Source organism: Candidatus Saccharibacteria bacterium (assembly GCA_016432585.1).
Classification (GTDB): domain Bacteria; phylum Patescibacteriota; class Saccharimonadia; order Saccharimonadales; family Saccharimonadaceae.
In genome coordinates this window covers 717,623-742,656 of the sequence record CP066696.1, presented here as the reverse complement: position 1 = coordinate 742,656, position 25,034 = coordinate 717,623, and the positions used below count along the sequence as shown (strand labels likewise).

Annotated in this window: 25 protein-coding genes; 21 read left to right on the top strand and 4 right to left on the bottom strand. The window is 47.8% G+C overall.

All coding sequences use genetic code 11. The annotated features are described in order from the left end of the window. Window positions 1-43 precede the first annotated feature (43 nt). From HZB75_04015 to HZB75_03995, 5 genes are all read left to right on the top strand, one after another. Window positions 44-1,843 carry a DUF2207 domain-containing protein gene (locus tag HZB75_04015; protein ID QQG50671.1) on the top strand — a complete coding sequence of 600 codons (1,800 nt, stop codon included), beginning with the start codon at window positions 44-46 and terminating at the stop codon, window positions 1,841-1,843. A 103-nt stretch (window positions 1,844-1,946) separates the two neighbouring features. Then, a complete protein-coding gene (locus HZB75_04010; GenBank protein QQG50670.1) occupies window positions 1,947-2,291 on the top strand; it encodes a PadR family transcriptional regulator in 345 nt (114 codons plus the stop codon). 11 nt (window positions 2,292-2,302) lie between these two features. Next, window positions 2,303-3,928: a PspC domain-containing protein gene (locus HZB75_04005; GenBank protein QQG50669.1), complete on the top strand. Its 1,626-nt coding sequence runs from the start codon at window positions 2,303-2,305 to the stop codon at window positions 3,926-3,928. Further along, on the top strand, window positions 3,925-4,614 hold the full coding sequence (locus HZB75_04000; protein QQG50668.1) for an ABC transporter ATP-binding protein: 690 nt from the start codon (window positions 3,925-3,927) through the stop codon (window positions 4,612-4,614). The genes HZB75_04005 and HZB75_04000 overlap by 4 nt, the downstream gene beginning before the upstream one ends. Next, a complete protein-coding gene (locus tag HZB75_03995; protein QQG50667.1) occupies window positions 4,614-5,888 on the top strand; it encodes an ABC transporter permease in 1,275 nt (424 codons plus the stop codon). The genes HZB75_04000 and HZB75_03995 overlap by 1 nt, the downstream gene beginning before the upstream one ends. On the opposite strand, the gene HZB75_03990 is transcribed toward HZB75_03995, so the two are convergent. Next, window positions 5,889-6,410, bottom strand: coding sequence for a hypothetical protein (locus HZB75_03990; protein QQG50666.1), 522 nt, complete (start codon window positions 6,408-6,410; stop codon window positions 5,889-5,891). A gap of 76 nt (window positions 6,411-6,486) precedes the next feature. Between HZB75_03990 and serS the strand changes: the two genes are divergently transcribed. From serS to secA, 3 genes are all read left to right on the top strand, one after another. Beyond that, window positions 6,487-7,785, top strand: a complete 1,299-nt coding sequence (gene serS, locus HZB75_03985; GenBank protein ID QQG50665.1) for a serine--tRNA ligase — start codon at window positions 6,487-6,489, stop codon at window positions 7,783-7,785. 44 nt (window positions 7,786-7,829) lie between these two features. Beyond that, window positions 7,830-8,201 (top strand): ribosome-associated translation inhibitor RaiA, encoded by a 372-nt coding sequence (raiA, locus tag HZB75_03980; GenBank protein ID QQG50664.1) that lies wholly within the window; start codon window positions 7,830-7,832, stop codon window positions 8,199-8,201. Window positions 8,202-8,284: 83 nt separating this feature from the next. Then, entirely contained in the window at window positions 8,285-10,906 is a 2,622-nt protein-coding gene (secA, locus tag HZB75_03975) for a preprotein translocase subunit SecA (GenBank protein ID QQG50663.1), read from the top strand. Between the two features lie 68 nt (window positions 10,907-10,974). Here the strand turns inward: secA and HZB75_03970 are convergent, their stop codons facing one another. Then, complete coding sequence (locus HZB75_03970) at window positions 10,975-11,193, bottom strand: hypothetical protein (protein ID QQG50662.1); 219 nt, start codon at window positions 11,191-11,193, stop codon at window positions 10,975-10,977. Between the two features lie 181 nt (window positions 11,194-11,374). Between HZB75_03970 and HZB75_03965 the strand changes: the two genes are divergently transcribed. From HZB75_03965 to HZB75_03930, 8 genes are all read left to right on the top strand, one after another. Then, complete coding sequence (locus tag HZB75_03965) at window positions 11,375-12,661, top strand: insulinase family protein (protein ID QQG50661.1); 1,287 nt, start codon at window positions 11,375-11,377, stop codon at window positions 12,659-12,661. A 1-nt stretch (window position 12,662) separates the two neighbouring features. Then, entirely contained in the window at window positions 12,663-13,742 is a 1,080-nt protein-coding gene (gene prfB / locus HZB75_03960; GenBank protein ID QQG50660.1) for a peptide chain release factor 2, read from the top strand. 30 nt (window positions 13,743-13,772) lie between these two features. Next, window positions 13,773-15,116 carry a sodium:glutamate symporter gene (locus HZB75_03955; GenBank protein ID QQG50659.1) on the top strand — a complete coding sequence of 448 codons (1,344 nt, stop codon included), beginning with the start codon at window positions 13,773-13,775 and terminating at the stop codon, window positions 15,114-15,116. 34 nt (window positions 15,117-15,150) lie between these two features. Then, window positions 15,151-15,834 carry a cell division ATP-binding protein FtsE gene (ftsE, locus tag HZB75_03950; protein ID QQG50658.1) on the top strand — a complete coding sequence of 228 codons (684 nt, stop codon included), beginning with the start codon at window positions 15,151-15,153 and terminating at the stop codon, window positions 15,832-15,834. Continuing rightward, window positions 15,831-16,814: an FtsX-like permease family protein gene (locus HZB75_03945; protein ID QQG50657.1), complete on the top strand. Its 984-nt coding sequence runs from the start codon at window positions 15,831-15,833 to the stop codon at window positions 16,812-16,814. Before ftsE ends, HZB75_03945 begins: the two co-directional genes overlap by 4 nt. Window positions 16,815-16,863: 49 nt before the next feature. Next, window positions 16,864-18,057, top strand: coding sequence for a CHAP domain-containing protein (locus HZB75_03940; GenBank protein ID QQG50656.1), 1,194 nt, complete (start codon window positions 16,864-16,866; stop codon window positions 18,055-18,057). A gap of 93 nt (window positions 18,058-18,150) precedes the next feature. Continuing rightward, window positions 18,151-19,368: a S41 family peptidase gene (locus tag HZB75_03935; protein ID QQG50655.1), complete on the top strand. Its 1,218-nt coding sequence runs from the start codon at window positions 18,151-18,153 to the stop codon at window positions 19,366-19,368. A 50-nt stretch (window positions 19,369-19,418) separates the two neighbouring features. Further along, the gene (locus HZB75_03930; protein QQG50654.1) at window positions 19,419-19,817 is read left to right on the top strand and encodes a response regulator; all 399 of its coding nucleotides are present in this window, start codon (window positions 19,419-19,421) and stop codon (window positions 19,815-19,817) included. Window positions 19,818-19,927: 110 nt separating this feature from the next. On the opposite strand, the gene HZB75_03925 is transcribed toward HZB75_03930, so the two are convergent. Beyond that, window positions 19,928-20,230 carry a 50S ribosomal protein L27 gene (locus HZB75_03925; protein ID QQG50653.1) on the bottom strand — a complete coding sequence of 101 codons (303 nt, stop codon included), beginning with the start codon at window positions 20,228-20,230 and terminating at the stop codon, window positions 19,928-19,930. 63 nt (window positions 20,231-20,293) lie between these two features. Next, window positions 20,294-21,463 carry a hypothetical protein gene (locus tag HZB75_03920; protein ID QQG50652.1) on the bottom strand — a complete coding sequence of 390 codons (1,170 nt, stop codon included), beginning with the start codon at window positions 21,461-21,463 and terminating at the stop codon, window positions 20,294-20,296. 25 nt (window positions 21,464-21,488) lie between these two features. Between HZB75_03920 and HZB75_03915 the strand changes: the two genes are divergently transcribed. Genes HZB75_03915 through HZB75_03895 form a run of 5 tightly spaced genes read left to right on the top strand, consistent with a single transcriptional unit; the run spans window position 21,489 to window position 24,994 of the window. Continuing rightward, window positions 21,489-22,535 carry a flippase-like domain-containing protein gene (locus HZB75_03915; GenBank protein ID QQG50651.1) on the top strand — a complete coding sequence of 349 codons (1,047 nt, stop codon included), beginning with the start codon at window positions 21,489-21,491 and terminating at the stop codon, window positions 22,533-22,535. After that, window positions 22,501-23,601 carry an exodeoxyribonuclease VII large subunit gene (gene xseA / locus HZB75_03910; protein ID QQG50650.1) on the top strand — a complete coding sequence of 367 codons (1,101 nt, stop codon included), beginning with the start codon at window positions 22,501-22,503 and terminating at the stop codon, window positions 23,599-23,601. Before HZB75_03915 ends, xseA begins: the two co-directional genes overlap by 35 nt. After that, window positions 23,585-23,794, top strand: a complete 210-nt coding sequence (gene xseB / locus HZB75_03905) for an exodeoxyribonuclease VII small subunit (protein QQG50649.1) — start codon at window positions 23,585-23,587, stop codon at window positions 23,792-23,794. Before xseA ends, xseB begins: the two co-directional genes overlap by 17 nt. Beyond that, window positions 23,794-24,318 (top strand): class I SAM-dependent methyltransferase, encoded by a 525-nt coding sequence (locus HZB75_03900; protein ID QQG50648.1) that lies wholly within the window; start codon window positions 23,794-23,796, stop codon window positions 24,316-24,318. Before xseB ends, HZB75_03900 begins: the two co-directional genes overlap by 1 nt. 13 nt (window positions 24,319-24,331) lie before the next feature. Continuing rightward, window positions 24,332-24,994 carry a hypothetical protein gene (locus HZB75_03895; GenBank protein ID QQG50647.1) on the top strand — a complete coding sequence of 221 codons (663 nt, stop codon included), beginning with the start codon at window positions 24,332-24,334 and terminating at the stop codon, window positions 24,992-24,994. The last annotated feature ends 40 nt before the right edge of the window (window positions 24,995-25,034 follow it).

The window sequence follows — 25,034 nt, the reverse complement described above, 5'->3', positions numbered from 1 at the left end:
CAGTACCCACGAAAATACCTTTGTACTTTGCTATAGTAGGGGTATGAAACGATTTATTCTTGGGTTAGGGGCGGTGTTATTGGCGGTTATTGGTGTATCTGGCGTGACATCGCCGTCTGCTCATGCGCAAAGTGTCGATAATTTTCTTATTTCGTCGTTTGAGGCCGATTACTACCTTGGCAAAGATAGCGAAGGCCGCTCTACGCTGAAAACTGTCGAGCGAATTACGGCGGAATTTCCATCGTACGATCAAAACCATGGGCTCGAAAGGGCGATACCCCAGCGTTACGACGAACATTCAACGTCGTTAAAAATTGAATCTATCGTTGATGAATCCGGGAATACTCTTAAGTATTCCGAAAATAATTCCGGAGACATGCGTGTTGTGCGGATTGGCGACGCGAACACATATGTTCACGGCAAGCAGACGTATGTCATTACTTATTTGCAGCGTGACGTGACAAAATTTTTCAGTAATACGAACGATGATGAGTTTTATTGGGATACGAATGGTACGCAGTGGGCACAAGGTATGGACCTTGTGACGGCGCGTATTCATGTCGATAAAGCCCTTACTGATAAGCTCAATAATAACGTCGCTTGCTATCGCGGGATTGAAGGGTTTACCGTGCAGTGTGAACTTGCAAGAGACGCACTTGAGAGTGAAACGCTCTACACCGTAACGATGACGAACTTGGAACCAGGCGAGAATATTACTGTGGCGGTAGGGTTTGCTCCTCACACATTTGCGGAATATCAACCAACGCTTCAAGAGAAATTATGGGCGGCACTTCTGGGTTTTTGGATTATTGCGGTAATTATTGGTTCGATTGTGGCAATTGCTCTAATTGTTTGGCTAAGCGTACGCTATTACCGCACCCTTAACCGCGCAAAGGGCAGGGGAACGATCATTCCCGAATATCTTCCTCCGAAAGATGCGAGCGTTTTGGTGAGTGCAAAGGTATATGGCAACGAAACCTCCGATGTCACTGCTGAAATAATCGACCTCGCGGTGCGCCACTATGTAAAGATATATCAGACTAAAGAAAAGACAATGTTTGCTAAGGCAGAGTATGAGCTTGAGATTATTAAGGATATCGCCGATTTACGATCAGAAGAGCGTGAGTTGCTGACGACTATATTTGGTAAATCAAATACCTCTGTTGGCTCGCGCTTTGCTATGAAAAAATTACGCGACAACCTAACCTTGCAGAAATCACTCACGGAAAGGCGTAAGTCGGTTCGGACAGCGGTGCGCACGAAGTACGGACTTTACGAATTAGCCGAGAAAGACGCTCGACTATTTAAGAAAATTGGTGTCATTACGATTATTGTGGGTATCGTAACGCTTTCGCCACTTGTTATTATTGCGGCCGTGCTTGCGTTTGTGTTTAGTGCAACTGTATGGCCGTTGACGCAAAAAGGTGCCGAACTCCGCGACTACCTGAAGGGGCTTAACGAATACATTACCGTGGCCGAAGAAGAACGAATAAAAATGCTTCAAAGCCCCGAAGGTGCTGAAAAGACCGGCCAAACAATAGATGGTAAAGATGCGGGGCAACTGGTAAAGCTATACGAACGAGTTTTGCCTTATGCGGTGCTGTTTGGTGTTGAAAAGGACTGGACGAAGCAATTAGGCGCGTATTACGAGACAGCCGGCGCGCAGCCCGATTGGTATTCGGGCAATGGTACATTTAATGCCGTGGTATTTGCTTCGGCTGTAAGTAGTTTTAGTAGTCAAAGCTCGTCGTATAGTTCATCGACAAGCTCTTCTTCAGGCGGATCGGGTGGCGGCGGCTTCTCGGGCGGCGGGGGAGGTGGCGGCGGTGGTGGCGGCTGGTAAGCTGCACTTTTAATGCTGCTGTTCGAGGCGCCCTATAAAACAGTGCGCCTCTTTTTTATGCGCATATATTGACAAGTAACAGTACCTTGTATAACATAGAACTATGATACAAAAAGAAATAACGAGCGAAACCTACGCCGAACAACTTGCCGTGCAACTTCGCAAGGGGTTCTTGGCCTACTGCGTACTGCGAGTTTGTAGCGGCGAGCCCATGTACACAAGCGACATTATTCGGCGCCTGAGCGCGGCGGAGCTTGTTGTTGTTGAGGGGACTATCTACCCGCTTTTAAGCCGGTTGCAAAAGGATGGTCTTCTTGCGCATGAATGGCAAGAATCTGAGCAGGGTCCGCCGCGCAAGTATTACCGGATAACTGAGTACGGTACTGAAGTTATGGCGCATGTCACGCAAAAAATAGCAACGTTAAACGCAACTCTAAAAAAGATCTAACAAAGGATTATATGAAAGAAATTACCCGCATTCATATCGCTAAGACGCCGTACGACGTTGAGCTGAGCGCCAAGAAAACCCTTGAGGCGTACTTGAAAACACTCGAATCATACAGCGATGACACAGAAATTATTAATGATATCGAGATTCGTATCACCGAAATTCTTAGCGAACGAGGTGTTGCGAAGGGTGGTGTTATATCAGATGATGACGTTACGGCTCTAAAGCAGCAACTTGGCGAGCCCCGCGACTTTATGGGCGACGGCGATATTGCCGTTGGTCCCGATGACGATGAGGAAGAATCTACAGATAGCTCGTCGCGGAAATTATTTCGTGATATAGACAGGGGTGTTGCCGGGGGTGTGTTGGCTGGAATCGCAGCATTCTATAAAGTTAACCCAGTATGGACTCGCTTGATATTTATTTTGGTTGCATTTTTATCGGGCGGTGCGGCAATTCTTGTGTACTTGGTGTTGTGGATTGCAGTGCCACCAGCGCGAACAGCAGCCGATAAGCTCCAAATGGCAGGCAAGCCCGTAACGGCAAAGTCGATCCGGCGCCTGAACGAAAGTGAGACGGGCAAATTGGAGCGGTCCGAGGGTGGCGCCAAGCGCATTGTGACGATTATTTTGGGGATCATGAGCGTTATTACGGCTGCTGGTGCGGCTATCGTAACGTCGCTTATTACTGCGGCGGTGATTGCAAATAACGGAAAATACAGTTATCTCGACGGTAGCGAGGGCGGCGGGTTCTTTACTGCGGCATTCGTGCTAGCCGTTGTGAGTGGTGCATTATTTACGACTCTTTGTATCCTTACGGCGTATGCATCGTTCGTTCAAAAAATGACCAAGCGTGTTTTGGTAAGTATCTGCGTTGTTATTGTTCTTGGGCTTGCATCGTTCGGAACGGCAATTGGCCTGGCTCAATATGGCAACGTTCGTTATGCGAGTGAACTAAAGGCAAACATGCACGAATCAAAGGTTACGCTTCCGGATACGGTTGCAGATATAAAAAAGCTTTCGGTTGATTCGCAAAACGTGCTGGTTCAGTACGTGGTGAGTTCAGAGCCGCCAACGGCAACGCTTCGATCAGCTCTTAAGACCGAGCAAGATATGAACTTAAAGGTCACGGTAGAGAATGACACCTTGGTTATTAAAACCGAGGCGTTGCAATGGGATATATGCCGTGCATTTTGGTGCGATGGCAGTGAGCCAGTTATCATTGTGTACGGCCCAGCGCTAGAGTCGGTGAATGCCGAGCGCAAGTCGGCGATTGAATACGCAGCAAAAACCCAAGACGCATTAGCTGTAAGTGTTGATGAATCTGCAGAAGTTCACGTTAGCGATGGCTCGGTAAAAACGCTGCAGGTTGAGGCAGACAACAAATCAGAAGTAACAGCACTCGACGCGACAATTTCGCGGGTAGAGGCAACAATAAAAGGCGGTGCTTCTCTAGAACTCGGCACGATTGAAACGCTAAATCTTGATGATCAAAAGTCATGCCCTCGAGGAGTGCGTTCAAGTATCGAAGTATGGGAGATTAGCAGCGGCACCATGGTGGTTAATGGAGATTCGATGCCAGCTCGTACCGATACCCTTAGCTGCACTAAAATAGCAATTGAAAGTGAAGAAGAATGATAGAAGTTAAAAACATTACAAAAACATATGGCAAAAAACGCAATGCGTTCGTTGCCCTGAAAGAGGCGAGCTTTACTATTCCCGATGGAACGAGTGTTGCGATACTTGGAAAGTCGGGCTCTGGCAAATCTACCTTAATGCACGCGATGAGCGGACTCGATAGGCCAGAGACGGGCGAAGTTGTTATTGATGGCGTTGATATTCTAAGAATGAAATCCAAGCAGATCGATATATTTCGATCGAAGCGCATGAGCTTTATTTTTCAAAGCTTCTTTGTTCAGGCAAACGAGAGCTGCTACGACAATGTTAGTCTTCCGCTGGAAATTGCCAATGTTCCGCCGCGAAAACGTAATCATATGGTTGTCGAAGCGCTTCGCGCGGTTGAACTCTACGACAAAAAGAAATCCCGTGCACGGGACCTTTCCGGGGGTCAAAAACAGCGACTCGCAGTTGCTCGTGCGATTGTTAATGAGCCAACGATTCTGTTTGCAGACGAACCAACAGGCAACCTAGATAGTGTCACTGGTGCGGTGATTGAAGACCTGCTGTTCACTTACAATAAAACGCGCGGTGTAACGCTTATTATTGTTACGCACGATCCCGAACTTGCCGCTAAGTGCAACATGCAAATTCATATTAAAGATGGCGTGATTGAAAAAATAAATCACAAGAAAGGGGCAAACTAATGAGTATTCGCGATACAATCCGTCGCGCTGGTCGTAGTTTACGACAGGCAAAGGCGCGCACGCTTTTAACTAGCCTCGCTATTAGTGTCGGTGCGTTTACGGTGACCGTTGCACTTGCTGCTGGCGCTGGCGGTCAGGCATATACTGATGATCTTATCGCGAATAACGGCGATGCAGGCAATCTTATGGTATTTGCAAAAGTCGATGAAAACGGCGATAGTGACGCTCCGAAAGAATATGGCACTGAAAGTGTCTCAACGAAACAAGGTATTCTAAGTAACCAGGATATTAAAAAAATCCAAGCGGTTGAGGGTGTGGGGGAAATTACGCCAGAATACAATATTAGTGCGGCGTATATGACGAGCGGCAATACAGGCAAAAAATACGAAACCCCGCTCAGCATCAAGGCAGATCAAACAGCACTTCCTTTGCTTGCAGGAACGCTAACAAACAACCAAATTCCAAAAGGAAAAGTGGTTATACCCGAGGCATATCTTGAATCATTAGGATTTAAGACGGCCGAAGAGGCGCTTGGTAAAACAATAACCGTGCGAATAGAAAAGCCACGCGCAGGATTTGCCGCAGCCGATCATATCGACAAGACCTTCACGATTGCGGCGGTGGATAAAAAATCAACGTTGGTAATGCGCTACCAGGCTGCGTTACGACTTTCTGTCGATGACGGCCGGGCTATTTACGAATTCCAGACGGCCGGTTTGACGCAGAGTGACGAATACCAGGCCTTGAATGTCCGCGTAAAAGACGGGGCTAATATCGAGGATGTTCAAAAAGCGGTTGAAGCGGCCGGATACTCAGTCTTCTCGTTGAAAGATATTCAGGAAACGCTTTTCCAGTTTATTAGCGTTGTTCAATGGGGCGCGGCAGGATTCGGATTCTTGGCCATATTGGCCTCGATATTCGGAATCATCAACACCCAGTACATTAGCGTGCTTGAGCGCACTCAGCAAATTGGGCTTATGAAAGCCTTGGGTGCTCGCCGTAAAGACATTGGTCGTCTCTTTCGTTATGAGGCTGCCTGGGTAGGATTTCTTGGCGGTGCAATGGGAACGGCCCTGGCTGTCGCAACCAGCTTGTTGAATCCATTTATCACAAAAAGCCTTAATCTCGAGCCTGGCACAGAACTACTGAAGTTTGAGCCAATGACAAGCATTGTCTTGATTTTAAGCCTCATGATTATTGCCGTTGGCGCAGGATATTTTCCAGCACGAAAGGCAGCAAGGCTCGATCCAATCGAGGCGCTCCGAACCGAGTAGCTACTCTCGCTCCTTTAGAAAATCCCTAATCAGCCGCAAGTCTTTACGATCTTTGCGGCTGTTTGGGCGATCGGGCCTATTTTTATGAGCAGCAACAAGTTCTGGTGGTAGAAAATGATAGCCATCTACCGCATCAAAATTATCCAGGGTGGCAATAAATTCGTCGTCTAATTCGGGGCTGCCGGCATGATGCATTGCATCGTGAGGATGGGTAATATCTACATTCATTGTATCCGGGGGTAAATGAACCGGTGTTGTTTCAAGAAAAGGGTGCTTTGCACCGTATTTATTTTGCAGAATTAGTCCGCTCGGCGTGCGCCGGTATGTATTTAAATCCGTAAAAACAAAATGCGGAACCATAAGGTCGATATCGCCAGCTGGGCGGATGCCTGCGAGTGCCATGGCGCCACCGCCAAGTACAAGGGTTGTGTCACGATCAAGGCCAGTTTTTTCAAGAGACGCGACGACCTCTTTTTTATAGGCGTCGCGCATTTCGGGACTAAGTTGTCGACGAAAAGCCATACATATATTATAGCATAAAAGCATAAGCATATCAATAGTGGTAGGTTTTTACCTCTCTCCGGGGTATAATAGGGGCATGTTAGACATCCGATATATCCGAGAGAATGCCGATGCCGTGCAAGAAAACGCACGCCGCAAAGGTTACGACGTCACTATTGCGGAAGTTTTGCGTTTGGACGCATCCAAAAGGCAGCTTCAGCAGCAAGCGGATCAACTCCGCGAGCAGCGCAATGACATCTCCTCTCGTATGAAGGGTGAACGTCCGAGTGATGAGCTTATCGCCGAAGGAAAAGCAATTAAAGATCAGTTAGGAACGATCGAAACAAACCTCCGCGAAGCCGACGAAGCATTTACGACACTCCTTAAAAAAGTGCCAAATATGGCACTAAACGACGTACCTGTAGGGGCGACCGAAGATGAAAACGTGGTTGCTAAAAAAGTTGGCGAGCCTCGCACGTTCGACTTTGCAGTAAAGAACCACGCCGAGCTAGCCGATGCCCGTGGCTGGCTAGATAAAGAACGCGCAGCAAAAGTCGCCGGCTCTCGCTTTGCCTACCTAAAGGGTGATCTTGTGAAGTTACAGTTTGGCCTTATTCAAATGATTATGGACAAGCTCAGCGATCAGGCGTTTATCGATGAAATAATTGCCGAAAACAATTTGAACGTCAGCAACAAACCATTCCTGCCGGTTCTGCCTCCGTACATGTTGCGGACAGAGCTTTACGATGCGATGGATCGACTGGAGCCTAGCGACGATCGCTACAAGATTGAAGGCGACGATTTGTGGCTTCAGGGAAGTGCCGAGCATGTTCTTGGAAGCATGCACGCCGATGAAATCATCGACGAAAAGCAGCTACCACTCCGCTATATTGGGTACGCTACCAGCTTCCGCCGCGAAGCTGGGACATACGGCAAAGATATGGAAGGTATGTTCCGCATGCACCAGTTCGACAAGCTCGAAATGGAGAGCTTGGGCACTGCCGAAAACGGGCTCAATGAGCACCTGTTCATGATTGCGGTGCAAGAAAAAATCATGCAAATGCTTGAGATTCCGTATCAGGTACTTATGAAATGCACGGCTGATATTGGTAAGCCAAACGCGCGCGGTGTCGATATTGAAGCGTGGCTACCGGGGCAGAGTAAATATCGCGAAACACACACGGCCGACTACATGACCGACTACCAGGCGCGTCGCCTTAAGACGCGCGTTCGCCGCGAAAATGGAACTGTCGAGCTGATTCACACGAACGACGCGACAGGTTTACCGCTTAGTCGTGGGCCTATTGCTATCCTCGAAAATCACCAGCAAGCCGATGGAACAATACGTATTCCCGAAGCACTTCGGCCGTACATGGGCGGCCGCGAGATTCTTTAAAAAGTGCTATACTATAAGTACCAACCAAACGTTAGGAGGGTAGCATGATTGAAGCAATCACCATAACGGGCATCAAGTACGATCTCGATGACACGACGAAAAAGTATGTCACCAAAAAGATCGGTCGCCTTGATCGCTACCTGCCAAAGCACGCACGCAAAAGCGTAACGGCTGATGTGCGACTAAAAGAAGTCAACAAAGACCACGGTAATAAATACGAGGCCGAGGTGGTATTAACAGTCCCCGGTGGCGTTGTTGAAGCAAGCGACTCAACGGTAAATATGCTTGCTGCGGTGGATATTGTAGAGATGAAACTAATGACACAGCTACGCAAATATAAACAGGCGACTATGCCGCATGTCGGAAGCCGCGGCGTACTAAGTCGCTTTAAGCGTAGTTACGCCCGCGAATCGTAATTTCCCAACATTGTCTGTTAAAACGAAACAGCGTATAATAGACCACAGTTAATTTGACAGAAGTTTCACGAGGGGTTCTTTATATGCTAAACAGACAAAAAGCACTGACAAAGGTGTTTGGTGATCCGCAAGTTCGGATTTTGAAGACGTTAGAAAAAAAGGTAGGGGCTATTAATGCGCTTACCGATAAATACAAAAAAATGACCAAGCCCGAGCTGAAAAAGCAAACGGAAGTCTTAAAAAAACGTCTTGGTAAAAAAACCGAAACACTTGATACTTTGCTGCCAGATGCATTCGCGCTCGTGCGCGAATCAAGCGAGCGCGTGCTTGGCATGCGCCACTTTGATGTGCAGCTAATTGGTGGTATGGCGCTTCACGAAGGTAACGTTGCCGAGATGAAAACGGGTGAGGGTAAAACGCTTGTCGCAACACTTCCAACCTATCTAAATGCACTTGATGGCAAGGGCGTTCATGTAGTAACAGTGAACGACTACCTGGCGCAGCGCGACGCTAGCTGGATGGGTGAATTGTATGATTTCCTTGGCCTGCAGACGGGTGTTATTGTTAACGATGCCTCATTCGTTTACGACAAAGATTACGACAACGAGGCGCACAGCGACCCTCGTATGCGAAAACTTCGCCCCGTTAGTCGTAAAGAGGCCTACGCTGCCGATATTACTTACGGTACAAACAACGAATTTGGATTCGACTATCTTCGCGACAACATGGTGAACGAAGTCGAACTGCTACGTCAGCGCGAACTTAACTTTGCGATCGTCGACGAGGTAGACTCGATTCTTATCGACGAAGCTCGTACGCCGCTCATTATTAGCGCACCTGCTGCCGAAAACCCAGATAGCTACTACCAGTTCTCTAAGATCGCGGCAAAATTAACCCCCGAAGACTATACGCTCGACGAAAAGCGCCGAAGCGTCGCCCTTACCGACGAAGGTGTTGAAAAAGTGCAAAAACTCTTGGGTATAAAAAACTTATACACACCAGAATATGTACGTTCTGTCTACCATATGGACCAGGCACTTCGCGCACAAACATTGTTCAAGCGTGATAAAGACTATGTCGTAACAAATGACGGCGAAGTGATTATTGTCGACGAGCACACCGGTCGTCTTATGCAGGGCCGCCGCTACAACGAAGGCCTTCACCAAGCAATCGAAGCAAAAGAGGGCGTTCCAGTACTTCAAGAAAGCATGACGCTTGCGACAATCTCATTCCAGAACTATTTCCGCTTGTACAACAAGCTTTCTGGTATGACAGGAACGGCATTTACCGAGGCCGAGGAATTCCAGCAGATTTACAGTCTTGATGTTATTCAGATTCCATCGAACAGGCCGGTTGTCCGTGAAGACAAGCAAGACCTTATCTTTAAAACCGAAAAAGGCAAGCTGAAGGCTGTTGCAAACGCGATTAAAGAATATCACGAGCTAGGGCGACCAGTCCTCGTGGGTTCGGCGTCTATTGCGAAAAACGAGATGATCGCGGCGTGGCTCGATAAAGAAAAGATTCCTTACGAAATATTGAACGCAAAAAACAACGAGCGCGAAGCGGCGATTATTGAAAAAGCCGGCGAAAAGGGAGCAATTACGCTTGCAACCAATATCGCGGGTCGTGGTACCGACATTAAGCTTGGGAAGGGTGTTGTGGAGCTAGGTGGCCTTGTGGTTATTGGCTCGGAGCGTCACGAATCACGACGTATCGACAACCAGCTTCGTGGCCGTGGCGGGCGCCAGGGCGACCCAGGTGAAACGCAGTTTTACGTATCGACCGAAGACGACCTTATGCGTATTTTCCAGGGTGAGCGAATCGCGAGTCTTATGGATAAGCTAGGCGTCGATGAAGACCAGCCGATCCAAAACAAGACTGTTTCTAAGACACTTGAAGCCGCGCAAAAACGTGTCGAAGGCTACAACTTCGATACTCGAAAAAACGTGGTTCAATACGACAACGTCATCAACCGTCACCGCCGCGTCGTGTATGTTATGCGCCGCAAGATTCTAGAGGGTGACGATATCAAGCCAGAAATCCAGCGCCTTATCGAAAACAAACTGCGTGAGCTGACGTATGTTCCCGCAAAGAACAATCCAAAGTTTGTCGACGAGTTCCAGAGTGTCTTTCCTGTCGATGAAAAAGAGCTTTCTGTTATTGGTGCCGAGAAAAAAGACAAAACTCGCTTTGAGCTGGCGCTAAGCGAAATCGATCGGATTTATACCGACAAAGAGAACGAGCTCACTCCAGAAGTTATGCGAAAAGTCGAGCGCGAAGTCTATCTGCAGGTGCTCGATACTCTATGGATGCAACACCTCGAAAACATGCAACATCTTCGCGAAGGAATTCACTGGCGCAGTGTTGGTCAGCGCGATCCATTGGTTGAATATCGCTCAGAATCCCAAACTCTGTTCGAGAGTTTACAGGCGACACTTCGCGACGAAGTGCTTCGTGCGGTAATGCATGTCCACAAGCACGACGTTGTTGCAAAAGAAGATGAAGAATACGATACAGAGCTGACACGTCTTGCAGAAACAGCAGTTGAGCGTGGCGTTAACGAAGTAACGGGTGGTGAAGAAAACCGCGATCGTGACTTTAAGGCAAAAAAGGCAAAGACGACTGCCGAAGCGAGCAAGCAAAAGAACGATGCTCGCAAAAAGAAGAAAAACCAGCGTCAAAACCGCAAAAAGAATCGAAAATAATCTCTAAAAGCGAAAATCGCCCGGACACTCACTCGAATGCTGACTGCATGAGTGAGGCCGGGCGGTTTTCATTGCGACGAATGCGGACGGTTGGCGGGGGATGTCGGCATCAGGTCCGAGAAGAAGTTGTTCGTGACCGAGTTGACCTCGTGAAGCAGAAGCACCGTGAGAACCACGGCGATGACGAGCGCCAGGATCACCCCGATCAGCGCCTTGATGGAGTTGATCAGATCACGTCGGTTGTCGGGGCTGGTGGTGTCGAGAATCATCTCGCTCAGCGTGGTCATTATGGTCACGTCCCTCTGGGTTGTCGCAACGAAAACAGTCTGCGCGCGGTGCGGCAGTATATTTATATTACAATAAATATCATATTGCGTCAATTATCTCATGAAATGCGTCTAAGAGGTGGAAATCAAACGAAAAAAGTGGCACAATGGTAGGCAGTTATTTCGCGAGTAGGAGAAAATTTTGAAACACACAATTGAAGAAGTTAAATTGCCAAATGGCGCCCGTGGGCTGCTGATCGATATTCCTGGGGCAACGGTAATGAGCTTCCAATTCCAGTTTAGGGCTGGAAACCGTTATGTTCGTAGTAAGGATATTTACGAAACAGCGCATATCATGGAACACATGGCATTCGGTGCTAACGCCAAGTTTAAAAGCGAGCACGAATACGAGGCCGAGTTTACAAAGAACGGCGCGTATCACAACGCTTACACGAGTGATCTTTCTATGGTGTATGTGGCTGACTGCGCAGACTTTGAATGGGATCGCATTTTTACTTTGCAGCGTGTTGCGATTTGCCAGCCAAAATTCAACGCTCAAGAGCTAGAGGCTGAAAAGGGCAATGTAAAAAGCGAGCTGACAGGATACCTAAACAATCACAACCGAGTCCTTTGGCCAAAAGTACAGCAGCTTCTTGGTGAGGATGTCTATACGTTCTGGCAGCGCCTGCAAACTATTCCTCATGTAACGCTCGCCGATATCCGCGAACACCATAAGCGAACGCACACTGCAAAAAACATGTGCTTCGTTATTGCGGGCAAATTAAACGGACGCAAGGCAGAAATCAAACGCCAGCTTGCCGAGTGGGAACTTCCGGAAGGCGAGCGCTTTGAGGTGCCGAAAGATATCCTTACGAGTGGCAATCCAACGCTGATTCGTCGTAAAGAGGCATCTAACCTAACATTCGGGCTTTCTATGACTATGCCAAGAGAATTAAGCGACGAAGAGGCAGAGGCTATGAACTGTCTCGACCAAATTCTTACTGGCACAATGCATTCGCGTATTTACGGTGCGGCTCGCAAAAAAGGCCTGGCGTATGGTGTTTTCTCTGACACATCGGTAGGATTCCACGACAGTAGCTGGGATTTTGGGGGTCAGGTAAACCTCGAAACGTCATCGGATCTTTTTGATATTATCGTTCGCGAAGTAAAATGCGTGCTCGATGGTAAAATTACCGAAGAAGAATTAGAGGCTGCCAAATCGTATGCGCTCGGTCGTTACCAGATGGGTGCGCAGACAGTTGCACAAATCAGCAACTTCTATACGGGACGTTACTTTGCCGATGGTGTCGTGAAGGATTACGACAAAGTGCCAGATTCTATTAAAAAGACAACGCGTGACCGTATGATCGATACCGCCCGCGAATTTATCGACAGCAATGCGTGGGTGCTTGCTGGCGTGAGCAGTGGCGAAAAAGAAGAAATCGTTGCCTTGAACGACAAACTGGCGACGCTTTTCGAGGGGCGATAATATGCAGGCTTTGCTTAAGCGGCTGGAAGCGTTGCAGCAGGCTATTGCCGCTGCATACGACCAGCTTGCTATAGATAGCAAGGCCGAGCAAATGACAGCTCTCGAAAAAGAGCTTGCAGCGCCGGAAATCTGGAACAACCCCAGCTATGCAGGCGAAAAAAGCAAGCAGCTCGCCGCTCTTGGAGGAATGGTCGAACCATGGCGAACGCTCCGTGCGCAGGCGAGTGATATTATTGAATTTATTCAGCTCGGCGATGATTCGCTTCTTTCGGAGTTCGAGGTTCAGGTAGAGGCTTTAGAAAAAGAGTTTGCCGAGCGAAAAAAAGAACTGCTGTTTAACGGCGAATACGACGACCACAACGCTATTTTACGATTGAGTGCGGGTGCCGGTGGAACCGATGCCCAAGATTGGACTGAAATGCTAGAGCGTATGTATCTTCGATGGGCCGAAAAATCCGGCTTCGACGCGACGATCGTTGAACGCTCGGCGGGTGAAGAGGCGGGTATAAAATCGAGCGTGATTGAAATAACGGGGCCATATGCGTACGGACGCCTGCGCTCAGAAAATGGAGTCCATCGCCTGGTTCGGCTAAGTCCGTTTAATAGTGACAACCTTCGCCAGACCAGCTTTGCTCTCGTTGAAATTCTTCCGCAGATAAGTACGCCCGACGAAGTTGAGATCAACGAAAAAGACCTGAAAATAGACGTCTATAGGGCAGGTGGTCATGGTGGCCAAAGCGTTAACACTACGGATAGTGCAGTGCGAGTAACGCATTTGCCAACGGGCATTGTGGTAGCGATTCAAAACGAACGTTCGCAGTTGCAAAACAAAGAAACCGCACTTAAAATTCTCCGTTCTAAACTTGCCCAGCTTAGCCTAGAACAGCACACCAAAAATATCGGGGAACTGCAGGCGGGTGAATCGGCAAATTGGGGAAGTCAAATCCGCAACTATGTACTGCATCCATATACGCTTGTTAAAGATACGCGCACAAAGTACGAAGATCGCGATACTTCGGGCGTGCTTGATGGCAAGCTCGAAGGTTTCATGACGTCCTACCTCGAATCACATCTCGAATAGGTGATAGTGCTTATGGTATAGTAAAGAGAAATGTCGATAGAATTTCTCGCTTACGCAATTATCATACTCGCCCTCTTGGCGGGCTACGTTTTTGTTAAGCTGCCGATTATTCGTAGGGCGTATTTGCCCGCTAGCGTGGTTGCGGGGCTAGCCCTGCTTGCACTCAGCCCTCAGCTTCTCGCGGGAGTACCCTCCGAATACTATTCGTCGTGGTCGCCGCTACCGGCGCTGCTTATAAACGTTGTTTTTGCAGGATTATTTTTGGCTCGTCCGTTCATATCGTTTAAAAAAATGTGGCAGATTGCCAGCCCTCAGGCTGCGTTTGGACAAATGATTGCATGGGGGTACTACGCAGTAGGCGGGTTGGTGACGCTCTTCGTTCTTATTCCCATATTTGCTGCGACGCCCCTTACAGCGGCGCTTATCGAAATGAGTTTCGAGGGCGGTCATGGCACGGCTGCGGGTATGATTCCGGTATTTCACGATCTTGGTTTTGCCGAAGGCCAGGAATTAACTGTTGCCCTTGCCACGACAAGCCTTGTGGCGACGCTGCTATCGGGATTTATCCTGATCGCATGGGGAAGGCGGCGAGGCTATGTGGTGCACCAGGGGCCGATAGAAGCACTTCATTCTAAAGTTTACTACCGGCGGATTGTTCACGATCTTCGCAAAAAAGGCGTGCGCCTTCGCGAGGAATTTGCCCCTTGGCGTTTTGTTACTCATGCGATTCTTCTGGCGCTTTCGGTACTTGCTGGTTGGGTATTGCACTGGCTTTTGCTCCAGCTCGAGCTTTCGACGTGGGGGCAGCACGGCGTAAAAATTTTTGGCTACACACCAGTATTTACCTTTTGTATGTTCGGCGGCATGTTTATGCAATATGTGTGGACAAAATTGGGTTGGCAAGTATCGCGGCCAGTAATCGAGGTGCTCGGCGCAGCTGCACTAAGCGTGCTTATTACGACAGCTATTGGCACAATGTCACTCGATTTTTTTGCACGCGATGGCTGGATTTTTGCGCTTCTTGCCACTACCGGAATCGTATGGGTGCTGTTCTGTTTTCTGGTACTCGGTCGCTATATGTTTAAAAAGCACTGGTTTACAAATTCGATTATCAGCATCGGGCAGTCCATGGGAACAACTGCAACAGGACTTCTTTTTGCGCAAATGGTTGATCCGAAACGAAAAACTGGAGCTGTGGAAAGTTTTGGATACAAACAGCTTTTGTTCGAACCATTCATGGGTGGTGGTATTGTCACCGCTCTCTCGATGCCCCTTATTATTGCGCTAGGATTGCCGCTTTTTACGTTCTTGTGCGGAGCGATTGCTATTTTATGGCTGGCCGCGGGCATATTTTATTTTGGCAAACGGGCATAGAACATAACGCGTTTATGGTATACTATAGGGAGTAATGATTCTTTTAGATAGGGTAACAAAATCATACGGAAAAGATATGAAACCAGCGATCAACCGTGTCAGTTTGCACGTTGAGCCAAAGGAATTCGTTATCTTGGTCGGTACGAGCGGGGCAGGCAAGACCACCTTGCTTCGGCTATTAACTCGCGAAGAAAAGCCAACAAGTGGCAAAATCGTTGTTGGTGGAATAGACTACGATACGCTAAAAGACAAACACATTCCGTTGCTGCGCCGCAAGATTGGCGTTGTTTTTCAGGATTTTAAGCTTTTACCTCAGCGAACTGTATTTGAAAATGTTGCATTTGCACTAGAGATTGCCGGCATGACAAACCGCGAAATTAAAAACACTGTCCCAAAAGTAATTGAACTTGTGGGCCTCACTGGCAAAGAAAAACAATTTCCTCACCAGCTTTCAGGTGGTGAACGCCAGCGTGTTGCAATTGCTCGTGCTGTGGTGCGTCAGCCAAAAATTCTTATTGCCGACGAGCCAACCGGAAACCTCGACCCAAAGCACAGCTGGGATATTGTTCGTCTGCTTGAAAAAATTAACAAATATGGCACGACAGTACTTTTAACAACTCACAATGTCGAGATCGTTAATAAACTGAAGCGCCGCGTCGTGACGCTAGAGCATGGTAAAATTACGAGCGACCAAGCGCAGGGGAGTTACAGGCAATGAGCAAACGCAAACTAGACTCTAAGGCATTTGCAAGCCAAAAACGCCACCGTCGCCAGTGGATTACCTTTATGCGCATGTGTCGCTATGGTGTCAATAACTTTAGCCGTAATGCGTGGCTAACAATTGCCGCTACGGCCGTTATGACAATCACCCTTGTTGTCGTGTTTGTAACCCTATCTGCACGTAATGTGCTTGTTGATACGGTCAGCGAGATTCGCGAAAAAGTAGATATGTCTATCTATGTTAAAAATGACATTACGCCTGAAGACGTGCAAAAAATCCAGTCGGGGCTTGAAGGTTTAACATCGTCGGTTCGTGGTGTTACGTATGTTTCACCAGATCAGGCACGAGCGGCATTTGCCCAAGAAAACAAGGGTGAGGCTGATATGTTGAATGCCTTAAACGAATCAACGAACGAGTTTCCTGGAACATTCCGTATTAGTCCCGTCGATATAAACAAAACCGATGAGTTGCGCAATTTCGTAGCGACCGATCCAACGCTAAAGACACAAATCGATCCTAACCGCGAGCCATCGTTTGCCGGTCAGCGCCGCTCGGCAATCGAAAACATTGGCCGTTGGGTAGGTTTTGCCGAAACAGCCGGGTTGGTAGCGAGCGTTATCTTCATCGCCATTTCTTCGCTTATCGTGTTCAATACTATTCGCATGGCAATCTTTAACCGAAAAGACGAAATCCAGATGATGAAGCTTATTGGTGCCGACCGAAACTTTATCCGTGGCCCATTTGTTGTCGAGGCGGTGGTTTATGGCATTATTGCTGCGGTTGTTGCGACGGTTATTGGGGTTAGTTTGCTATATGCATCGAGCGATCAGTTGCTTAGTTACGGTGTTGTGCTTCAAGGCACGATCAATTTCATGACGACATACCTTGGGTTTGTGCTGCTTGGAATGATTGGTCTGGGTGCGACAATTGGCATCATTTCATCGCTTCTTGCGACGCGTCGATATCTTAAAATCTAAGCATAAGCTTCATTGACTTTTTAACGTGCTTGTGCTACTATAAACGTACATGAAACAGCGGTCCACCACACCAGTTTCAAAAGGGTTAGTCACAAAGTCAATTCTTGTGGCGGCGGCCGTTTTGATGATGGTGGCAGCACCTCTTAGCGTTCAGCCGCGAGTCTTGGCGGACAAATACGACGATCAGATTCAAGCGCTGCAGCGCGAGATTGACGCTTACGAAGCCGAGGCGGCGAAACTTAAAGGCAAGGCCGATTCTTTGCAGGTGCAAATAAACCGTTTAAGCAACCAAAAAGCCCAAATACAGGGCCAAATCGAACTCAGCCAGGCGAAGTTTAATAAGTTGAAAAAGCAAATTGTCGATACTGAAGCGGAGATAGCAAATAGTAAGTCGGTTCTTGGCACGACAATCGCTAGCCTTTATATCGATGACAAAATTACACCGCTCGAAATGCTTGCCAGCAGCCAAAATATTGGCGATTATGTCGATAAGCAAGAGTATCGATCGGCGATTCGCGATCAGTTGTCGCAATCGATCGTAAAAATCAAAGCACTTAAAGTCTCGCTTGAAAAGCAAAAAGCCGATGTTGCACGGGTACTTGGTGACCAGCGCAATGCGCGTAATGCACTTGCAGCAAAAGAATCCGAACAACAGGGCTTGTTGGCCGCAACGCGTGGCCAGGAAAGCTCGTATAAGGCACTATCAGCCGAGACGAATGCTAAAAAACTAGAAATTCAAAAGCAGCAGCAGGCAGCAATCGAAGCGGCGATCCGTGCGGCCAATGGTGGTGGGTCGGTTAATATATTGCCAGGCGACCCGAACAAGGGTGGCTATCCATGGGAAAGTGGATGCTATGTCGATGAGAATGCTGTTTCACATGGTGGAGCGGATGGTAACGGTGGCGATCCGCTAGGTTATGGCTGCCGTCAGTGTGTGAGCTATACCGCCTGGAAGGTTATTCAGAAAACCGGCTACGAGCCCCGTTACTGGGGTAATGCAAATATGTGGCCTGGAAGTGCGACAGCTGCTGGATTTAAGATAGGTAGCACGCCAAAAGTTGGTTCAGTGGGTGTTATATCTGCCGGCCAATACGGACATGTCGTCTGGATCGAAGCGGTAAACGGCGATGGCACGGTAGATGTGAGTCAGTATAACTACTACAACGCAGGCGGTTCTGGCTGGGGGCACTATAGTAAAATGCGTGTTTCAAGCGCAACGTACGATACGTACATCTACTTTTAACAGTGAATATAGCTTATGGATATAGCGCACTCTAGTACGAGTGCGCTATACTTATATAAGTTGAATTTTTGATTGAATAAGGGGATTTCTTTAGTGGCAGACGAACAGCAGTCTATGGCCGAACGCCCAGTGGTGCGAGCGGGCATATCAAAAAATATTTATTTTCTTACGATCGCGGTGACGGTTGTTATTGGGTTTGTTGCGGGTACAAGGAGCAACGAAGTGCTAGCTGTTATAGCCCCTGTTTTTGGCTTTAAGGTAGAAACGGGAACACTCGATCTTAAAACGGTTCAAAAAACATACCAAGAATTGTCTGTTAATTTTGACGGCACTCTCGATACGCAAAAGCTTATCGATGGAGCTAACAGGGGTATGGTGGCGGCCGCTGGTGATCAGTACACGGTATATATGGACGCCAAAGAGGCGGAGGAGTTCGATAAAGACCTTAGCGGCTCGATTGGTGGTGGTATAGGTGCCGAGATAGGTGTGCGCGACGACCAGCCAACAATCATTCGCGTGCTTGACAACAACCCGGCTGCAAATGCAGGCCTAAAGGCAGGTGATCGTATTATCGGCGTCAACGATGAGGCGACGTCGGACTGGACTGTTGAAAAGGTAGTTGCGGCTATTCGCGGCGAGGCCGGCACGACGGTAAAGGTGACAGTGGGGCGGGGCACGGCAACTCAGGAGTACACGATTACCCGAGCGACGGTGAATAACCCTAGTGTTTCAAGTAGTATCAAGAATGATATCGGCATACTGACAATAAGCCGTTTCGATGGTGACACATCGCATTTGGCACGTGAGGCGGCGCTAAGTCTTAAGGATAAGGGTGTGAAGGCGATTGTTCTGGATCTTCGTGGTAATGGCGGCGGCTATGTAACGGCCGCGCAAGACGTTGCTGGATTATGGCTTAATGACAAACTTATTGTGACCGAACGAACGAATGGAAGAGTGGTAGACGAGCTAAAGTCTGGTAACGATCCGGTGCTGAGCGGTCTGAAAACAATCGTTCTTGTTAATGGCGCAAGTGCAAGTGCAAGCGAGATTGTTGCGGGTGCTTTGCAAGACCATGGTGCGGCGACGCTAGTGGGCGAAAAAACCTTCGGTAAGGGAAGTGTGCAAAAAATCCTCGATCTTGGTGCTGGCACAAAACTAAAAGTGACAATTGCTCGCTGGTATACGCCAAATGGCAAAAATATTATGAAAGAAGGTATCGCGCCGAACACTGTTGTTGAGCTGACGGCCGATGATGTTAATGCGGGCCGTGATCCGCAGCTGGATGCTGCACTGGGCAAACTTGCCGGATAAGTGGTGCGCGCTTGTGCTTTTTGTAAACTTTAGGTACTATAAGGACAGCTATGGATGCTAAGAAAAAAATACTACTCGTCGAAGATGATACTGCACTTGCAGCCGTTTACAAATCTAGGCTCGAACTTGAAGGATTTGAAATCCGTGAAGTAAACAACGGTGAAGACGCGCTTTCGGCCGCGATTGCATTTAAGCCAGATCTTATTTTGCTTGATGCTATGATGCCGAAGATCAGCGGTTTTGATGTTCTTGATATCTTGCGTAATACCCCAGATACCACCAATATTCGCGTTATTATGTTAACGGCGCTTAGCCAGCCAAAGGATAAAGAGCGTGCCGAATCGCTTGGTGTTGATGATTACCTTGTAAAATCACAGGTGGTTATTGGTGATGTTGTTGAGCGCGTAAAGTTTCATTTGGGCATGACACCAAAGCACGATCAGAACTAGAGATTGTACTACCTCAAAATACTCCGCAATGCGGAGTATTTTTTTGTTTCGTGAAATACTTGAGCAACAAAATAACCCCTAGAGAGGGGCTATTTTGTGTAGTGATATCACTATTTTTTTACGAGTTGCTTGTCGTCGACAGGCTGAACGCTTACCTGAGTACGAGGAACGCTCTTACCAGTAAAGTGGCCTTTTTTAACCTTACCAAAGCTTACGACACCGTCTATAGCAGCGTGAATAGTAAAGTTTTTGCTGACAAAGGTACCAGGACCAGCAATTTTAGTGCTACCAGTTTGGCGAACAAGGATTTCTCCTGTGTTTACTTTTTGGCCGCCAAAACGCTTAACGCCAAGGCGTTGACCGGCGTTGTTGTGGATGTTCTTACTTGAACCACCTGCTTTAACGTGTGACATGGAATTAACTCCTTACAGTTTCTAAATCAATCTGTTCTATTGTACGTGAATAGGGGTGATTCGTCAAGACTTTACGAGTACAAGAAGCTCTCGTGCGACAACTTGGTCTTCTCGGTAATAAAGAAGGTCGTTTTTACTGATGTTTTTGAATTCGTATTCGCTAAAACCGTAGTGGGAAAGCTCATCGGCGAGCGGAAGGCGGCTAAATTGACCGTTTGTGTCACGCCACGCTGGAACAGCGATACAAACAGGGGTGCCTGGTTCGATTTGTGAGCTAATATTCTTAAGAAAGGTGCCGATAATGTAATTACAGTTCTTGCGAACTTCGGCAAGTTTTGAGGGCGAAGGAGGGGCGCTAAACGGCTGTCCTAGGTATGTTTCACCAACGACTGCATCGATAGGTGGTTTCCATTTTGTATCCATTGCGTCGCCCTGGTGAAGCGTGGCATCGATTTTTACATGGTGCGTATCGGCAAGCCATTGAAGGTTAGTAGTAGAGAAGTCGATCATCTTATCGGCTAGGTCGGTGCCGTAGACCGCATAGCCCATAAGTGCTGCCTCTTGAAGGACGACGCCAGTGCCGCAGAAAGGGTCGAGCACTCGCGGCGTTGTTTTGCCTGGCGTTACGGCAAGATTAATCATAATATCGGCAAGTTTTGGAGGGAGCATGCCTACAAATGCGTCGCGCTTTGGACGGCCTTGATCGCGGTGAGCGAAGGCGGTGATATTTTGCGCGCCGATACTTTCGGCAACAATAACACGCCCGTTTCTTGCACGTACAGCTATAAGCTCAACTTTGTTTTCTGATAAGCCGAGTTTGTTGTGGTGAGATGTCGCTGTGTTTAGTGCGGCTTCGGTATTTGGAATAAGACGAAGGCTGACATCTATTTTTTTAAGTTTTTGTTTAAGGATAATGCCGGTTTTTTGGATTTCTCGCGCGGGCTCGTCGAACCCATATGCGCTAATACCTAGCGTGATTTTGCCCTCGAACTGAGCCCATTCACGTACGTAGGTTTGAACGATTTTCATGCTGGTGCGGTGCCAATCGCCGTGAGGAAGTTCAAAAATAACGCGGCCGGCTTTTTGTGCGCCGCCTAGGTGATCGATTGAAAAGGTGTCGGTATCAACAAGTGCGGATTGGTCTGAAAACCAGCGCGTCGCGTTTGCGCTGTAAAGATGTTCAAGCTCGGCCATACCGATTGCGGGCTGGCGCCCTAAAATCACAATATACATAGTGTTTATAGTATATACTAGAACCATGTCTTTTAGAGCCTGGTTAAGTGCGATCACGTTGATCTTTATTGTCGTTATTATTTATTTCTCGCGACACGAGCTTATGCAAGCATGGGAATTGTTGGGTCAAGTGAACATATGGATACTGCTTCTTCTGATTCCGGGGCAAATTCTTGTGTACTACGCCGGGGGAGAGGTGATCTTTTCATATCTTCGCGCAAAAGACTCGATTGGGCATATTGCGCCGGCTACGCTTGCGCGCATGTCGCTAGAGATGAACTTCGTTAACCATATTTTGCCAAGTGGCGGGGTGAGCGGCATTTCGTATATGACGTGGCGGCTTGGGAAATTTGGTGTCACACCTGGTCGTGCGACCATGTCTCAGGTGGTCCGTTTTGCAGTGGTGTTTGCAGCGCTGATCGTTCTTATTGCTCTTTCTGTGGTTATGATCACGATTGATGGCAATATTAACCGTTGGATGATACTGATGAGTTCGGGGCTGGTGAGTATTATGCTTGGTGCGATTTTGGGTGGAATCTACCTTATTAGTAGTCACAAACGCGTGACGGGTTTTAGCGACTGGATGGTGGCGAGAGTTAATAAGTTTGTACGTAAGGTGACATTTGGCCGCAAAAAATCGGTACTTCACAGAAAGCGCGTCTATGACTTTTTTGATGAGATGCATAAAGACTATTTAGCGCTTAAGGCCGACAAACGAATTTTGCTTAAGCCGTTTATGTGGGGTGTACTGTTTACTCTCGCCGATGTTTCGCTATTTTTGATTACGTTTTGGGCGCTTGGCGTTCCAGTAAACCCGGCACCTGTGCTTATTGCGTACGGCGTAGCGGCGCTAGCTGGATTTTTTGTCGTAACGCCGGGAGGGGCGGGTGCGTACGAGGCAATTATGGTAGCGTTTTTGGCGGTTGCAGGGCTTGGCCAGGGTGTTGCGATTGCGGGAATCGTTCTGACGCGAGTTATTTTGCTGCTTGGAACAATTATATTAGGATATGTTTTTTATCAGATGGCACTTGTGAAATATGGAAAAAAGCATCAACCCCCGATTCAGCGTTAGCGACTTTATTGCGCTGACCAACCAAACCCTCGAATATGCCTACCCGGCCGTCGAGGTTGAGGGCGAGGTGGCGAGTTTTAAAGTAAATCAAGGCAAGTACGTTTTTTTTGATATTAAGGATGCCGGCGGGAGTGTCGGCTGTTTTATGTCGGTGTGGCAACTTAGGCTTGCGATCGAAGATGGTATGAAGGTGATTATCACGGCGACACCCAAGCTAACACCGTGGGGTAAGTTTAGCCTGACGATCCGCTCGATTCGTCCTAGTGGTGAGGGGAGTTTGAAGAAAAGTTTCGAACTGCTGCGTGCAAAATTAGAAGCTGAAGGAATATTTTCGCCGGATCGCAAAAGACAACTTCCGCTCGCGCCGTCGCATATTGCTGTTATAAGTAGTACTCAGGCGGCAGGCTATGCGGATTTTATTAAGATTTTAAATGATCGTTGGGGTGGAATGCAGGTGGATGTTGCGCATGTACAAGTGCAGGGTGCCGATGCACCTGATCAGATAATTCGCGCATTGCAGTATTTTAATTCGCGCGAGAAATTGCCAGAAGTGATTGTTATCATAAGAGGCGGTGGAAGCGCCGATGATCTGAGCGCTTTTAATGATGAGTTGCTGGTTCGTGAGATTGCAACGAGCCGTATCCCAACGCTAGTAGGGGTGGGGCATGAAGTAGATGTGAGTCTTGCGGATATGGCCGCCGACGTTCGCGCGGCGACGCCAAGTAATGCGGCGCAGCTTGTTGTTCCGGATCGCAAAAGCCTTATTATGAGTGTGCGACGGCAGGTGGGCTCGTTGCTGCCGCGAACTGAACAAGCGATTGAGGGTAAAATGCACCAGGTGCAAAAAGATATGATGCGTTCGCTTACGGCGATAACGAACAGATATTCGTATTACGAATTGCAGTTAAATAGTAAAATGAGAATACTAGCCGAACTCGACCCTAAGAAAGTCCTTGCTCGTGGATATGCCCTTGTGCGAGGGAAGGTTGAAAAAGGCGCGATGATTGAAATTGAAAAAAGCGATATGATACTACAAGCGGAGGTACGGAATGTCAGTAAAAAATAAGCAAACAATCGCTGAAAAAACAGCCAAGCTCGACGAGCTTGTGGCATGGTTTGATAGTGGAGATTTTGAGCTTGAAAAAGCTCTTGATAAATACACCGAGGCTGAGAAGCTGGCGCAGGAAATAGAAAAAGATCTTTTGGCGCTTAAAAATAATATCGAAATAGTAAAAGCTAAGTTTACTGAGTCGGAATAATGGCAGAGATAGCGTTTTGGATATTTGCGGCCATCGTTCTGGCGTTTGGATTTGTTGTTTTTTGGGGAGCACCGTATGTTCCAAGTAAACGTAAAGAACTAAAAGCCGCTTTCAGCGAGCTGTATCCTTTAAAAAAAGATGATGTTGTTATTGATATCGGTTCGGGTGACGGCGTTGTTTTACGAGAGGCTGCGTCGCACGGAGCGAAGGCAATCGGCTACGAATTAAATCCAATTTTAGTAGCGATAACGCGCTTCATCTCACGTCGCAACCCCAACATTCAAGCGCACGTGGCTAATTTTTGGAATATTCGCTTGCCCGAAGAGACGACTGTCATTTATTTATTTGCCGTATCACGCGACATTGGAAAATTAGGAGATAAAATTGCCGAAGAGGCGACGAGACTTGATAAAAAACTGACTGTTATTACCTATGGAAGCCAAATGCCAGGGCGCAACCCATTGCGAATGCTTGGCGCTCATAGTCTCTATGAATTCACTCCTTTACAGGTGGGGAAAGCGTAAGTATAATAACCATATGAATATATTACAATCTCGCAAACACGAACAGGGCGCGGTGAGTGGATCGCTCATTGCAATCATCGGATTGATCGTTCTTTCACTGGCGACCGGCTCCGCGGCAATTTGGGCGTACCTCAATTACAACGAGCAAAAAACTAACGTCGATGGCAAAATAGATCTTGCTGTACTCGAAGGCAAAAAAGAGCAATCTGACGCCGATGAATTAAAATTTGCCGAGCGCGAAAAAGAACCGAACCGCCAGTTTGTTGGACCCGACGACTACGGCCGTTTAACATTTAACTATCCAAAAACATGGAGCGTTTACGTTGCGCGTGACGGTGCAAGTGGTGGCCGCTACGAGGCTTACCTCAACCCAGTTACCGTTCCTCCGGTTAGCGCGACGCAGCAATACAGCTTGCGCGTTATTATTGAGGAAAAGGATTACGACCAGGTTGTGAAATCATACGAGTCACTCGTGAAAAAGGGCGATCTTCGTAGCAGCGCAACAAGCGCGAATGGTAATAACGGAACCAGGTTCGACGGAAACTTTACAAAGAATATTCGAGGCTCGGCGGTGATTTATAAAATCCGCGATAAAACCGTCACACTTCGCACCGATGCCGATACGTTTAAGCCCGACTTTGAAAATATTATAAAAACGATTAAATTCAATTCTTAGTAGCGACAGCTAACTTCGCCTCGTGATACACTAGATGTAG